This window comes from Reichenbachiella versicolor (assembly GCF_003171675.1).
Lineage (GTDB): Bacteria > Bacteroidota > Bacteroidia > Cytophagales > Cyclobacteriaceae > Reichenbachiella > Reichenbachiella versicolor.
Map to the genome: position 1 here is coordinate 38,542 of NZ_QFZQ01000003.1, position 14,326 is coordinate 52,867.

Genomic DNA, 14,326 nt, shown 5'->3' on the forward strand with positions numbered 1-14,326 from the left:
AAATCTAGTAATAATCTTCAGGTTAACAATTATTTAATGATTGAAAAGAATGTAATATCAGTTATGCATAAAAGTTATTTGAACGAATTAGTATCAAAGTGTTAAATTTTTAAAACTTATTCTCTTCTCACTTGTTAATGGGCTGTGTACTTTTGCATCGAAATTTAGAAATAGAGTGATATAACAAGATCATGGAACAACAATTATCAGATAGAATCTTAAATATGGCAGAATCTGCCACTTTAGCCATGGCCGCAAAAGCGCGAGAATTCAAGGCTAAAGGAATAGACGTAATAAGTTTGAGTTTAGGGGAGCCAGATTTTAAGACTCCTAAGCACATTCAAGAAGGTGCTATCGAAGCGATCAATTCTGAAAAATACTTTGCATACCCTCCAGTAAATGGATATGCAGATTTGAGAGAAGCTATCTCTGAAAAATTTCAAAAGGAAAATGGTTTAACATACTCTGCTGATCAAATTGTAGTATCTAACGGTGCTAAGCAGTCTTTGGCTAACATATTCTTGTCTACTATTAATCCAGGTGATGAAGTAATCGTATTGGCTCCATATTGGGTTACTTACACGGCGTTAGTTGAATTAGCAGAAGGGACACCAGTTATAGTAAGCGGTGGAATCGAAAATGACTTCAAAGCTACTGCTGAGCAGATCAAAGCAGCTATCACTCCTAAGACTAAGGCGTTGATTTTTTCTTCACCTTGTAACCCTACTGGGTCAGTCTTTACAAAAGAAGAATTAGAGGCTATTGCTGATGTATTGAGGCCAACTGATATTCTTGTCATTTCTGATGAAATATATGAGCATATCAACTTCTCTGGAGGTCATACTAGTTTTGGAGCTATTGATGGAATGATTGATAGAACAGTCACTGTGAATGGTGTAGCCAAAGGTTTTGCAATGACTGGATGGAGAGTTGGATACATCGGTGCACCGACTAAGGTAGCTAAAGCTTGTAGTAAGATCCAAGGTCAACTGACTTCTGCGAACTGTTCGATCGCTCAAAGAGCAACTTATACTGCATTGACTACTTCTTTGGAGCCGACTCAAAAAATGACGGAGGAATACGGTAGAAGAAGGGAATTGGTTTATGGACTACTTTCTGACATTCCTGGTTTCAAAGTAAATATGCCACAAGGTGCATTTTATTTCTTCCCAGACGTAAGTTCATTTTTTGGTAAATCTTATGAGGGAACTACAATTAGCAATGCCAGTGATTTCTGTTTATTTATGTTAGAAAATGCTCATGTATCTTTAGTTACTGGAGCGGCTTTTGGAGATCCAAACTGTTTGAGACTTTCTTATGCTGCATCCGAAGATGATTTAAGAACTGCCATAGCAAGCATCAAAGAATGGGCAGCTAAACTTAGCTAAATAGATCCCATTAAAATATAATTAACGGCTACTCATTAATTTGGGTAGCCGTTTTTTATTGATTGAATATACCGAGTTTGGTGACCGTTTCTTCATTTTGTTCGTAGACCTGTCGTATGTCGTCCAGAGCATTCATCTCATATTTGACGTAGGCGTAGGTAAAGAATATTATCACGAATAAAACAGAGAATCCTATCAAGAACCCTTTTTTACGATTGCGACTGATTTTTTTACTAATATTTAAATAAGCCTTGGAGAATTTCTTTATGAATTTACCTACGACTGTGAAAGCTGGTACGAAAATAAAAATGGTCACCAGTATTTCTATTAATACAGCTATATAGTTGTCCGGAGGTAAGTATTTAAAGAGTGTCTTGAGAATGTATATTTTTAAGATAGCGGCAGTCAAAACCGAAATCGTCAAAATACCATACTTGTTGAGAGTTGTTAGCCGCATTGAAGTAGATTCTTATCGAGATAGAGAAAGAAGTTTACAATTTAAAATAACGGATAATTGATGGATGACATTGGTGTAGATTTTAGGGGATTTACGATGTCCTAAATCAGTCGCTAAAATAAGCATTCTCTGAAATCTATGAATTGCTTTTACAACGATCTGTCTTGATTATATTTGGAATTCATGACTAAAGATGAATCTCTCATAGAAGCTATAGCTAGGCAAGAAAATAGTGCCTTGGCTATTTTATATGAGAGATATTCAAAAAAGGTCTACAATACAGCTATTAGCTATTTGCAAAACGCAGAAGATGCGGAAGAAGTGACTCAGGATGTTTTTACGACTATTTACCAAAAAGCCTCTAAATACAGGGGAGAGGCTAAAGTAAGTACATGGATATATCGTGTGACTGTCAACAAATCTTTGGATATGATCCGAAGAAAAAACAGTGAAAAACGAAAGGGTTTCTTTGTGTCTTTGTACAAAAAGGACTCTGGAGATTTAGCGTATGACCAGAGTACTTTTGATCATCCAGGAGTCAAATTAGAGCATAAAGAAAATGCTCAGCAGTTGTTTAAAGTAATAAACGAACTTCCTGATAAACAGAAGTCTGTGTTTATTCTCACTCAAGTAGAAGGATTACCTCAAGTTGAAGTAGCTGAGATCCTTAATACTACTCGAAAAGCAGTGGAATCAGTATTGGCAAGAGCCAAGCAAAACCTAAGAAAAAAATTAGAAAAATATTACCCTAATCGAGGGGATAATAATTAACCTACGTCATATGAATATGGAGGAGTGGAAAAAAGACATAATGGGAAGTCTGGATGGGATTCAGAGAGCTGAACCTCCTGCGGATTTATTCGCTAAAATTCAAGATTCGATAGTACATTCAGAGGCGGTGAAGAAAATAAAATGGCAGCTAGTTGCTGCTAGTGTAATTATTATCCTAGGATGTAATCTTTTTGTTGCCAAAGACTACTTGACCACCAAGAACCAACCTAAGCAAGAGTTACAATTACCCTATTCATCAAATTTTAATATCTACTAAAATGAGAATTGATGCGTACTGGAAGGTGATGACTATTTTGCTGTTGTTGATCAATTGTTTTTTGATTTTTCTACTGGTGAAGAATAAGCCAACCCAAGTCATGGTTGACTCTCCGGTGAGAGGAAAAGTGCCAGATGTAATCAGTGCAACTTTGAGATTCAATGATGATCAGGTCAAAGAGTACCAGAAGTTGTCTCACGTTCATCATTTAGAAATGAGAAAAATAGGTCGTGAGCAATCAGAGGTTTTGAAGAAGTATTTTATGCAACTTCAAGGTGATAGCGCGGATGACCCTAACCCTGAAATATTCAATGAGTACAATCGACTAGAAGCTGAGAAACTTAGAAATGCCTATGATCACTTCGTTGATATTCGTAATATGTGCAATGAAGAACAGTTGAGGTATTATGAATTGGCATTGGAAGATATTCTTAAGCCTGTATTGTCAGGCAATAAGCCAAGACACCCACCAATGCACCCTCCTGGAGGCCCAGGTCAAAGGATGCCTATGCATCCACCTCATTAAAAATGAAGCTCCCCGACACTTGGGTCGGGGGAATTAGATCGAAAGGGTTATCGCCTAGCGATTAAAACAATAGGATACTATGAAAGGCTCGGTTAGATGACCGAGTTTTTTTATTCAAGATAATTTATAAATCTAGAGAGGGGTGTTTAAGGGTATTGCGTCTAGAAGCGTATAAAACACATTATTCTTAAATGAAAGTATCAGATTTTAAAATTCAAATAGCATTATATACCATAGTGATCATGGTGGTAGGGGCGTTAGTGTTATCTACAAAAGTTAATAATACAGCATACGAAACTTCAAAAGCCCAAAGTATAGAGCACTCCAGTCAAATAGAAACTATAAATCAAGATCCTGTTTTTGCGGAAGGCTATCAGTTACTGTCTCATCAAGTCTGGTACATCGCCTTTACTACTGCAGTCATGCTACTCATCACAGCTATCGTGGTTGCACAGCGAAGAGGTTATTTAGTACGTGCCGTAGGAGTGTCAGATTAAGAGGCTTTTCCAAGCTTCTTCAGCATATGAGTATGCGCAGATAAAGACCCAAAGAAAGTATCAATAGACAGGTAAGGTAAATGAAATTCCTTAGCTGTCTTTTTCACTATTTTAGACAATGCTGGATAATGAACGTGACAGATATGAGGAAACAGATGATGCTCTATCTGGAAGTTCAAACCGCCACAGTACCAAGTTAGAACACTATTTCGGTTAGCGAAATTGACTGTGGTATACAGCTGATGAACTAGCCATGAGTATTGTAGTTGACCTTCATTATTAGGGGCAGGAAAGACCACGTCTGACATCAAGTGAGCTGGCTGAAAGATAACTGCTAGCCCCATGCCAGCAGCTAGGTGCATAATTAGGAATCCGAGAAATATTTCTCCACCCGTATAGCTGGTGAAATAGACTGGAACCCCAATGATATAGGTGTAGTATAGAACTTTACTTACTAAAAGAATTAAGTATTCCGAAGTGACACTTTGAGTGTGCTTTTTCAGTAGCCCTTCCTTAGTGTAGCGTATTATTTTACCAAAGTCCTTGAACGTCACCCAGAAAAATGTCCCTAATGCGTAGAAGAACCATGCATAGATAAACTGAAATCGATGAATAGGTTTTAAAGGTGAGTTAGGAGAGAATCTAAGGATAGCTTTGGGGTCAATATCTTCATCGTGACCTTCTACATTGGTATGCGTGTGGTGTTTTACATTATGCTGAATTCGCCAATTGAGGGCATTTCCGCCTACCAGATTCAGCGTGTATCCAAATATTTTATTGATAGTAGAGTTAGAAGAATAAGATCCATGAATAGCATCATGCATGACACTAAGACCAATACCTGCCATTCCTAGCCCCATTAAGACCATAAGGCCAATCGCTGACCAGCCAGAAGGTTGGAATAGTATGACTAGGATATAGGGAATAAAGAACCAAGCGAGCATCAATACCGTCTTGAAGTACATCCCAAAGTTGCCATATTTAGATTTCCCTGTGGAGGTAAAATATTCGTTGACCCTTTTATTTAATGTACTTGCGAATTGTTTTGAATTAGGGTCATCATTATTGAATGAGAGTCTAAGCTCGTTTGTAGATGTAGACATGTGCGGCAAAGGTATCCTTTTGCTGGAGAATCTTAGGAAATAATGGAAATACTAAATAGAGATGATCAATTCATACATATGTTCATGAAAAGGGGATAGCTTAATCTAGAATATATAATGCACTAAGTTTGTTGTGCAACTTAGATATCTTTTCTATATGAGCCCATTACTAGTATTCAGTGTCATAGGAGGCTATTTCTTGCTTCTGATGATCATAGCAAACTATACCACCAAAGGTTCCAATCAGGAATCATTTTTTACAGGCAATCGTCAGTCCCCTTGGTATGTAGTAGCTTTTGGTATGATAGGAGCATCTTTGTCTGGAGTGACATTCATCTCAGTACCAGGCGAAGTAGGAAATAGTAATTGGGCATATTTCCAGATGGTACTCGGGTACTTGCTCGGATACTTAGTCATCGCACAGGTACTACTACCGCTGTATTATAGAATGAATTTGGTGTCAATATATCAATACTTGGATTCTCGATTCGGTAATACAACTTACAAGACTGGGGCAAGTTTCTTTTTACTCTCAAGGGTGATCGGAGCTGCATTTAGATTGTTCTTGGTGGCTACAGTATTGCAAGTCGCTTTCTTTGATGCCTTTAATATTCCTTTTGCAGTATCTGTTTTGGTAACTATATCCTTGATTTGGCTTTACACTTTCAAAGGAGGAATCAAGACTATTGTGTGGACGGACACCTTACAGACTTTTTTTATGCTCTTGGCTGTAGGGATTACGATCTGGATTATAGCCAAAGAACTGGATTATACTGCTGCTGAACTAATGTCTACGGTATGGAACAGTGACTATTCAGATATATTTATCTGGGATTGGAAAGCGCCAAGAAATTTCTTCAAACAGTTTTTTGCAGGAGCATTTATTGCCATTGTGATGACAGGTTTGGATCAGGATATGATGCAAAAAAATCTGACTTGCAGATCGATAGATGATGCTAAGAAAAATGTTTTTTGGTTCAGCGTAGTATTAGTTTTTGCCAATTTATTATTTCTTGCACTAGGTGTATTATTATATCAATATGGTCATACTAATCAGATCAATTTCAACGAAATCACTGATAAGTTATACCCTTATCTAGCAATGAATCATCTTGGACTGTTCGCTGGAGTAGTGTTTTTATTAGGGGTAACGGCAGCGGCTTACTCTAGTGCAGATTCGGCCTTGACCGCTTTGACGACTTCTTTCTTTATTGACATCTTGGACAAAGACCCTGTGAAGTCAAGCCCTTCAGGTCGCAAGAAAGTTCATTTAATGTTTTCAGTGATCATCTTCTTGGTCATTATTTTGTTCGAAGCGATCAATGATGATAGTGTGATTAATTCACTCTTCAAAATCGCAGGATATACTTATGGGCCATTACTGGGACTATATGCATTTGGTCTCTTTACCGACTTAAAAGTCAAAGACCAGTTTGTACCATTGGTTTGTCTTTTAGCACCAGCATTCACGTATTTGATCAATGCCAATTCGGAAGCTTGGTTGGGAGGATACAAATTTGGATTTGAGCTGCTATTAGTCAATGGAGCTTTGACTTTCGCAGGATTATTTTTTATTCGAAAATAAGATTCTAGGTCAGTTCAAAACCAATTGTTGAATTGAACCAACTCATGTGCTTACCTTACCATTGTCTGTCCCTTATGCTTGACAGGTTCTTTCCCTTATGCTTACCAACACTTGGCAAGCATAAGGGACAAGTGTTGGAAAGGGAAAGAGGCAATTTAGACTTACAGCATCATGTTCGTAAATCAAAAAAATGCATTATTTACTGCTACAAGAAGCAAGTATATGCGTCGACATCTTTACTCAAAATTTCTTGTCACTGATATTCATCATGTTAAATAATAAATATTACTAAAGCGGTAAAAGTTATCAATTTACTAATGTCTGCTATTTGCGAATGAATGGATTGATCAGTAATCTTGCATCAAGTCTAATGTGGACTTGACACCAATCTAAGCGGAATTATTTTTTAATCTGAAAATTTAAATAACCTGCTTATAACACACTTCTACTAGCCCCTTGTATTTATCGTAATTGCCTGACACTATTCCCTTCTTTTTGAGTCCTTAGGCATACTTTCGGTCGTATCATGGATCACTCGTAGCTGTGGTTGTGAGCTTAATATCACATCACATGAAACACTTTTATACATTATTAATCGTCTTTTTATCCCTAGTCGCAAAATCGCAGGATAACAAAATAGGGCCAACTGGTTTTGTAGGAATTGGTATAACTAACCCTGAATCCAAACTACATGTAAGAAGCTTTAAACCAGGATCAAGTAATTCTGTTGCTACAATTAATGTAGATGGGGATAGATGGGGTGTTGATGGAAGAGGACTCACGATCAGTGCCCGGAATATTACAGGTGAAGGTAACCCGTTTGGTGATAAAGCTAACTATGGTAAAGGCTTACTGTACATCGAAGGAGGACAGCAATGGAATGATGGTAATATCTGGAGATGGGATAGCAAGGCAATCAATGTAAATGACAAATTTGTAGTGCAAAACAGCGGCCGAACTGAATTGTGGGAACAATTACATGTCTATAAAACAGGTCCTAGTACAAATCAAGTTAATGTTACTATGGCTGAACTAAAGTTTACCGGATTTGACGGGTCGAGTAAAATTGCCGGTATGTATACAGGTACTAATAGAGGAAGCCTTCTTTTTTTTACGGAAGACGGTAAGGATAAATTTTTTGAGAGAATGAGAATCGACCACTTTGGAAGAGTAGGCATCGGAACTACTAACCCAGACGCTTTACTATCAGTCAATGGAACGATTCACTGTACAGATATCGAGACAAATGGTCAGGTTCACTGCGAAGAAGTACTAGTAGATACTAATGTAGATCAAGTTCCAGACTATGTCTTCGAAGAGGATTATGATCTACGCTCCTTAGAAGAAACTAAATCTTACATCCAAGCCAACAAGCACCTCCCAGAAGTACCCTCTGCGGTTGAAATGTCCGAGAATGGTATGAACCTGACAGAGATGAACTTACTACTTCTCAAGAAGATCGAGGAGCTGACGCTGCATGTGATCAGACAACAAGAAGAAATGTCTAAAATGAAAGTTGAACTTAACAAATTGAAACAATGAAAAAATTATTATTAACCCTTTCAATGAGTGTTTGTGCTTTAGGAGTCTTTGCACAAGCTGACCACTATGGTGATGTAAAATTCAAAGGAAATAGAGATAATGTTTTATCCGTAAATGGGGATAATACTGCAAACAAGCCAATGCTTGTAATTGGGGAGCAAGAGAGTTATGGAATAGGTTTTAAATGGAATTCTCACTTGAATTTGGATATTGTAGAATTTGATTCCAAAAACTTCTTTTCCACTACTTCTCCTACCAAACTAGGTCACTTTGGAGTGAGATCTAAAAACTTTTATTGGGCCAATAATATAGGAGTTGGAACCGAGACCCCAGAGCATAATATTCATGTCAAAACTGAAACGGGACCAAACGCTGAAGTTAGGGTACAAAGATCTAGTGCTTTTACTAAGATCGGAAGTTTCAATTTAGGCGGTTACATGGGGGCTACTAATGAAAATGGCCAGCTAACTGTAAATATCCGAGGATATGGAAAAAGTTATTTCAACGCAGGTAATGTAGGTATAGGTGTACAGGATCCGAGTTATACATTAGAAGTTCATTCTAAAGAAACTACTTCTGAAATCAGAGCTGCGAAAAATAGTACCTATGCTAAGATGGGAGCTCATGGCGGAGGTGGTTTTTTAGGAGCTACTGACGTTGACGGAGATTTGACAGTAAATATCAGAGGGTATGGCGATTCTTACTTTACTGCAGGGAGAGTAGGTATCGGAACCACCACCCCAGACGCTCTACTAGCAGTCAATGGAACCATTCACTGTACAGACATCGAGACAAATGGTCAGGTTCACTGCGAAGAAGTACTAGTAGATACTAATGTAGATCAAGTTCCAGACTATGTCTTCGAAGAGGATTATGATCTACGCTCCTTAGAAGAAACTAAATCTTATATCCAGGCCAACAAGCACCTCCCAGAAGTACCATCTGCGGTTGAAATGTCTGAGAATGGTATGAACCTGACGGAGATGAACTTACTACTTCTCAAGAAGATCGAGGAGCTCACGCTACATGTGATCTCTATTAATGAGGAGAATCAAAAATTAAAATCAAGACTAGAACATTTAGAATCCAAATAATATGAACAAAAAACTAAGCTTAATAATAGGTCTGATTGTATTGTCAATCAGTTCTAAAGCACAGATAAATAATCTAGGATCGGACAATACCGGTAGTCTACACTTTGGTAATAAAGGCGTTATTATCAAATACAATTCAGGAGATAGAGGGTTACTCGAAATACACTCACCAGATGGTGGAAACAGACTTGCTATTCAATCCTTATCAGGTGCATCATACTTAGGGAGTTTAGATTCTAAGCCTTTATTGTTGCAAACGGAAGGAGGAAATGTAGGCATAGGAGTAGTAAATCCACAACATGAGTTATCAGTAAGAGGGAGTATTGCACTTGAAAGCTACAATTCATTTTTATATGCAAAACTCGATCAGCCAATTGGTTTGTTACAGCCCTTAATCGGTGTAGAAGGCTTTAATACGGTCATTAAAGGTAGAAACAATCATGAAATAAAAATTCAAACAACAGGCCATGGAGAAGTGCATCTTCTAGGGCATAAGGTAGGTATTGGCACCACTAATCCAGAAATGGAAGTAGGAGTAGCAGGTAATATCGCATTGCAAGGCTACAATTCATTTTTATATGCAAAACTCGACCAACCAATTGGTTTGTTACAACCATTAATTGGGGTAGAGGGGTTTGATACAGTCATCAAAGGAAGAAAAGATCATGATATTAAAATTGAAACTTCCTCACATGGAGAAATACATATGCTTGGAAGGTATGTAGGCATCGGAACTACTAACCCAGACGCTCTACTCGCAGTCAATGGAACGATTCACTGTGAAGAAGTACTAGTAGATACTAATGTTCCAGACGTCCCTGATTACGTCTTCGAAGAGGACTACGATCTTCGCTCCTTAGAAGATACTAAATCTTATATCCAAGCCAACAAGCACCTCCCAGAAGTACCATCTGCCGTTGAAATGTCTGAGAATGGTATGAACCTGACAGAGATGAACTTACTACTTCTCAAGAAGATTGAGGAGCTTACCCTACATCAAATAGAACTATTAGAAAGAATTAAAAAATTAGAAGAGAGATGAGAGTATTGTTTGTATTATTAATTTTGAATTTAAGCTCCTTTTTTGTTTCAAAAGCATGTAATTACTATGGAGATCATGGAACTGTTCAGACGTTTAAAGTTACTGAAGTACATGGACATACACTTGAGTATCGGTTGCTAGGAGATTTTTATCTCAAACAGAAATGTCAACCTGATGAAAAATTCAAAATTAGGTTTTCGATTGAGGTTTCAGGTGACGATGAGGGTAAATACTTTGGACATGGTGCTTTTATTGTTGTAATGAAAGGTAATAAAATTGTAGGAACAGCTAAATCCAAATTAGATAAGTCGAACTGTAGCAAGTTAGCAGGTTGTCTTTATTCAAAAAAAATTGATGTTGAGATACCTACTACAGAAGGCATTTCAGATTATACGGCTCAGTTATATGTTCAAAGTGGTAGTGCCTTGAATGAAATCATCAAGGTAAAGGAGTTTATAAATGAAGCGAATGAAAAGCTTAAAACAGATTTTAATTTTGATAAACTATTACCAAAATATAAACTTGAGAATACTTGTTGGAAGACCGAGGTTTCAGTAGGGTATCGTCAATACCCAAGTGATGAGGAACGATATGCTTACTTTGATAAATATGCTTCTCCCAAACCTTTTGACTATAAACTTGATGGTTATAAATCACATGAGTATGAAAAATTGAGTTTTTCTCTTATCGATGGTTTTAGCTATAAGCCTGAAAATTCAACGGTAAAACTTCATTTAAAAACAGTTCCTCGTCCGCACAAACTTTCTTGTTCTCAACTTAATGCATATAATAACGCACGAAGTTTAGAAGTTACAAAAGAGTTAGGTCTTGTCGAAGATCAAACTATGATTGAAGAAGTTCCGGTTGATAAAGATTATTCTGCTCTTACTAGTTTGTCGCTTCACCCCAATCCAACTAACTCCGTGCTATTCCTAGACTTTGGATTAGAAGAAGAATCTAGTTTGAGAGTAGTGGTATCAGACATTCAGGGTCGACCAGTCTATGAAGATTCAGATCCGGAGTTGTCTGCGGGGGCGCAATCCAAGGTCATAGATGTTTCAGGTCTTAGACCGGGTATCTATTTCTTAAGAACCGTTACGAATGAGTTTGATGAAATCAGACGAGTTGTAGTAGAATAATCTTACTTACTCCCCTTCGTTTCGGAGGGGAGTTTTTTTAACCTAAAAAATTAATCAGTAATGAAACTAAAACACATAATTGTTGCCCTGATACTCATAGGACAATGTACTCTATCATATTCTCAAAACTTGGAAGAGTATTATCAGCTATTGGAGCAGATAGATGATAGCCGAGTTAAGACAGGAGTTTTATTTAACAAAGGGTTCGTATTATCAACCCCTCAGCATATCAATGACTTTCCTGGATATTTTTCAGATGGTATCGGACATTATGCTTTGAAAGAGAAAGTAATAAGGTCAATTATTGATGCTAGCAAAGCAAATTTTCAAACAGCACCTGCGACATCAGTAGTTAGTGGTGACGAAGGTACTTGTGCTCTTGAGTTGTTACTATATAAGGGTGATTATATAGAAAATGAAGAGCTTAGTAAGTTCTACGATGATAACAGCTATAAACCAACCCTTACTCAATCTACCATATTGAGTTTGGCCCCAAAGCAGAGTGAGGTCAATAGTCTAGAAGTCGATTTTATACTAGAGTCCGATGATATCTTGTCCAACATCTATGAAAAAGAAGATTTTATGGAGGTGGATTTTGGAGATGGTAAGGGATATAGATCTATCCAAGTGAATCAACCTATCAAACAGCAGTACATGTCAGAAGGAGAAAAGGCCATATCATTTAGGTTAATTCTACCATCGGATACTTTGTATACGAATTCAATGATTGTGGTAAAAGATGTTTCGGCAATTCGATCAGACCTTACCAACTCAGCTAGTAATGGTAGAGTCGTAAACATGAATGAGTTTAGTAATGCCGACGCCAATGTGAGAGTTTTGAGCGGGAGAAACACGATTTATAGTGACGGTGATGAATTTGATAAACCAGTCTTGTTTGTAGAAGGGTTTAATGTAGGAGGGTTCGCTGAAAAAAATCTTGATAAACATGTAGAAACATGGAATGGACCATTGTTCAGTGAATTAAGAAATCATGGATATGATATCGTTATTGTAGATTTTAAAAATAATAATCAACCGTTGGTTAGCAATGCTCAAGTGATCAAGGACTTGATCAAGCGAATCAATCAAGAGAAATCTGGAAATTATAGTGGTGTGATAATAGGTCAGAGTATGGGGGGACTGGTATCACGAATTGCCTTAGCAGAGTTGGAACAAGAAGGCTATGATCATCAATTGAGATTATATGTTTCATTTGACTCTCCTCACAAAGGAGCCAATGTACCGATGGGACTTCAAACCACATTAGATAATATTCAGGATATAGATTTAGTCGAATTTGTAGAAGCAGTTCTGAGGTTGAGATTATTTATGCCGATTGGAGTGACATTAAATCTAGGAACAGTAGTAGGTGTCGGGAATGATTTGAACAATATTAATGGTGCTAGGGCAAGTTGGCATTCGGCAGCAGCCAAATCAATGCTTAGAAAGCATATTTCTTTTGGTAGCAATAATCCAAGATATAACGAGTTGATGTCCCACCTGCAAAATGTCGGATATCCATCGATATCAAGAAATGTAGCTATGATCAATGGAAGTAGTAATGGAATAGGACTTGGTTTCAGTCCTGGGGATCATATGGTTGATTATTATAAAGGAAATAAACAGGGCCCTTTTGGTGCTCAACCTGGTATTTTTTGCTCAAACTGGACCAAACTAAATGTTGATATTTGGTCGACTAGCATTAATCAGGCTAACCAAAAAGTTTCTCAAGTAACTATTGATATTAATTGTGTTGAAACGACAGACAAGAAGGGTTATACAAGTGCTCAAGATCCATTAGCTCGAGAAGACGTGCCAGGAGGTATAATGCAGCTCGGACAAGAAAATGGAATTTTGATAGATAAGTTCAGTTTTGTACCAAGTGTAAGTTCTATTGATTTGGATTATAATACGCCTAATTATAGCATGTTCATGTTCAATGGCAATAAGGACTTTCTTATCAATAATAATTACACACCCTTCGATGATATATATGCTGACAATACAAATGATCCTCATGTTGCAATAGAGCAGGATTTGATTGATCAAGTAGTCGAGAGAGAAATAATGTTGGAAGATTTTTTTCTTCAAAATAAAACGATCTCTTCATCAGTGGGGATCCAGGCATTAGATGAAATCACTATAGGAGAAAATGTAGATGCATTAGATCATGTAGGTAAGAATATACCTGTTGGTCCAGTAGTAGTTCTTAGCGGTGGCGAATTGAATCTAGAAAGTCAGTCTATAGTTTTTAGACCAGGGGTTCATATTCAGAAAGGAGCTAGACTCACAACAAGTATTCCCACACTCACAGCGAACAATGCTCGTGAGCTCACACAGTCCTATCATCCCAACCCTAGAATTGCTGGAACAACAGTAATACGAGACAATGATGATCAACAGTATGAAGCTTTAATAAGTGATCAAGCCACTTTTGATTGGGAAATTTCAAAAGGTGATCAGGTATACTATGAATCAGGAAACCAGATTACAATTGATAGCAGATATGAAGATGGTTTGTATACTATCAATTTGGAATCCTCATTTGAAGATGGAGTCACTACGTCCTATTCGAAGGTGATATTGATAGATAGGGATGGATCATCTTTAGCAGATACAAATACAGGTTTGGATCAGGATTTGAAAATGACCATATACCCTAATCCATTAGATCAAGATTACATCAAAGTTTCATTTTCTAATGATATCCAATCTGCTGATATAGTGATCTATAACATTAAAGGTCAAAAGGTACAATTTGCTAAACACACAGGTTTACAAAGTATTATGGATTTATCCAATTTGGAAACGGGTATTTACTTTTTGGAGGCAACAGGTACAGATTTTCAAAAAGTTGAACGGCTAGCCATTAATAAATAATTTAAAAAATCTAATTGCTGAATTA

Annotated in this window: 13 protein-coding genes; 11 read left to right on the plus strand and 2 right to left on the minus strand. The window is 37.3% G+C overall.

Annotated features, from left to right (window positions below):
- Positions 1-191: 191 nt before the first annotated feature.
- A complete protein-coding gene (locus DKG80_RS08380; protein ID WP_109830888.1) occupies positions 192-1,388 on the plus strand; it encodes a pyridoxal phosphate-dependent aminotransferase in 1,197 nt (398 codons plus the stop codon).
- A gap of 55 nt (positions 1,389-1,443) precedes the next feature.
- On the opposite strand, the gene DKG80_RS08385 is transcribed toward DKG80_RS08380, so the two are convergent.
- Positions 1,444-1,845, minus strand: a complete 402-nt coding sequence (locus DKG80_RS08385) for a hypothetical protein (protein WP_162555766.1) — start codon at positions 1,843-1,845, stop codon at positions 1,444-1,446.
- 183 nt (positions 1,846-2,028) lie between these two features.
- On the opposite strand from DKG80_RS08385, the gene DKG80_RS08390 reads away from it, so the two are divergent.
- From DKG80_RS08390 to DKG80_RS08405, 4 genes are all read left to right on the plus strand, one after another.
- The gene (locus DKG80_RS08390; protein ID WP_109830890.1) at positions 2,029-2,616 is read left to right on the plus strand and encodes an RNA polymerase sigma factor; all 588 of its coding nucleotides are present in this window, start codon (positions 2,029-2,031) and stop codon (positions 2,614-2,616) included.
- Between the two features lie 10 nt (positions 2,617-2,626).
- Complete coding sequence (locus DKG80_RS08395) at positions 2,627-2,893, plus strand: hypothetical protein (protein WP_109830891.1); 267 nt, start codon at positions 2,627-2,629, stop codon at positions 2,891-2,893.
- Position 2,894: 1 nt separating this feature from the next.
- Positions 2,895-3,419: a hypothetical protein gene (locus tag DKG80_RS08400; RefSeq protein ID WP_109830892.1), complete on the plus strand. Its 525-nt coding sequence runs from the start codon at positions 2,895-2,897 to the stop codon at positions 3,417-3,419.
- A 191-nt stretch (positions 3,420-3,610) separates the two neighbouring features.
- On the plus strand, positions 3,611-3,916 hold the full coding sequence (locus tag DKG80_RS08405; RefSeq protein ID WP_109830893.1) for a hypothetical protein: 306 nt from the start codon (positions 3,611-3,613) through the stop codon (positions 3,914-3,916).
- Here DKG80_RS08405 and DKG80_RS08410 read toward each other — a convergent pair.
- Positions 3,913-5,019 (minus strand): fatty acid desaturase family protein, encoded by a 1,107-nt coding sequence (locus DKG80_RS08410; protein ID WP_109830894.1) that lies wholly within the window; start codon positions 5,017-5,019, stop codon positions 3,913-3,915. The two genes, DKG80_RS08405 and DKG80_RS08410, sit on opposite strands and share 4 nt — an antisense overlap.
- Positions 5,020-5,176: 157 nt before the next feature.
- On the opposite strand from DKG80_RS08410, the gene DKG80_RS08415 reads away from it, so the two are divergent.
- The 6 genes from DKG80_RS08415 to DKG80_RS08440 all read left to right on the plus strand — a co-directional run bounded on the left by DKG80_RS08415 (position 5,177) and on the right by DKG80_RS08440 (position 14,301).
- Positions 5,177-6,604 carry a sodium:solute symporter gene (locus DKG80_RS08415; protein ID WP_109830895.1) on the plus strand — a complete coding sequence of 476 codons (1,428 nt, stop codon included), beginning with the start codon at positions 5,177-5,179 and terminating at the stop codon, positions 6,602-6,604.
- Between the two features lie 570 nt (positions 6,605-7,174).
- Positions 7,175-8,146: a hypothetical protein gene (locus tag DKG80_RS08420; protein WP_109830896.1), complete on the plus strand. Its 972-nt coding sequence runs from the start codon at positions 7,175-7,177 to the stop codon at positions 8,144-8,146.
- Positions 8,143-9,240: a hypothetical protein gene (locus DKG80_RS08425; RefSeq protein ID WP_109830897.1), complete on the plus strand. Its 1,098-nt coding sequence runs from the start codon at positions 8,143-8,145 to the stop codon at positions 9,238-9,240. The genes DKG80_RS08420 and DKG80_RS08425 overlap by 4 nt, the downstream gene beginning before the upstream one ends.
- Before the next feature lies 1 nt (position 9,241).
- Positions 9,242-10,282, plus strand: a complete 1,041-nt coding sequence (locus tag DKG80_RS08430) for a hypothetical protein (protein WP_109830898.1) — start codon at positions 9,242-9,244, stop codon at positions 10,280-10,282.
- Positions 10,279-11,421 (plus strand): T9SS type A sorting domain-containing protein, encoded by a 1,143-nt coding sequence (locus DKG80_RS08435; protein ID WP_109830899.1) that lies wholly within the window; start codon positions 10,279-10,281, stop codon positions 11,419-11,421. The genes DKG80_RS08430 and DKG80_RS08435 overlap by 4 nt, the downstream gene beginning before the upstream one ends.
- Positions 11,422-11,481: 60 nt before the next feature.
- On the plus strand, positions 11,482-14,301 hold the full coding sequence (locus DKG80_RS08440) for a T9SS type A sorting domain-containing protein (protein ID WP_109830900.1): 2,820 nt from the start codon (positions 11,482-11,484) through the stop codon (positions 14,299-14,301).
- The last annotated feature ends 25 nt before the right edge of the window (positions 14,302-14,326 follow it).

Coding starts and splice junctions, on each gene's coding strand:
- DKG80_RS08380 (WP_109830888.1), top strand. CDS start 192: ATGGAACAACAATTATCAGATAGAATCTTAAATATGGCAGAATCTGCC.
- DKG80_RS08385 (WP_162555766.1), bottom strand. CDS start 1,845: ATGCGGCTAACAACTCTCAACAAGTATGGTATTTTGACGATTTCGGTT.
- DKG80_RS08390 (WP_109830890.1), top strand. CDS start 2,029: ATGACTAAAGATGAATCTCTCATAGAAGCTATAGCTAGGCAAGAAAAT.
- DKG80_RS08395 (WP_109830891.1), top strand. CDS start 2,627: ATGAATATGGAGGAGTGGAAAAAAGACATAATGGGAAGTCTGGATGGG.
- DKG80_RS08400 (WP_109830892.1), top strand. CDS start 2,895: ATGAGAATTGATGCGTACTGGAAGGTGATGACTATTTTGCTGTTGTTG.
- DKG80_RS08405 (WP_109830893.1), top strand. CDS start 3,611: ATGAAAGTATCAGATTTTAAAATTCAAATAGCATTATATACCATAGTG.
- DKG80_RS08410 (WP_109830894.1), bottom strand. CDS start 5,019: ATGTCTACATCTACAAACGAGCTTAGACTCTCATTCAATAATGATGAC.
- DKG80_RS08415 (WP_109830895.1), top strand. CDS start 5,177: ATGAGCCCATTACTAGTATTCAGTGTCATAGGAGGCTATTTCTTGCTT.
- DKG80_RS08420 (WP_109830896.1), top strand. CDS start 7,175: ATGAAACACTTTTATACATTATTAATCGTCTTTTTATCCCTAGTCGCA.
- DKG80_RS08425 (WP_109830897.1), top strand. CDS start 8,143: ATGAAAAAATTATTATTAACCCTTTCAATGAGTGTTTGTGCTTTAGGA.
- DKG80_RS08430 (WP_109830898.1), top strand. CDS start 9,242: ATGAACAAAAAACTAAGCTTAATAATAGGTCTGATTGTATTGTCAATC.
- DKG80_RS08435 (WP_109830899.1), top strand. CDS start 10,279: ATGAGAGTATTGTTTGTATTATTAATTTTGAATTTAAGCTCCTTTTTT.
- DKG80_RS08440 (WP_109830900.1), top strand. CDS start 11,482: ATGAAACTAAAACACATAATTGTTGCCCTGATACTCATAGGACAATGT.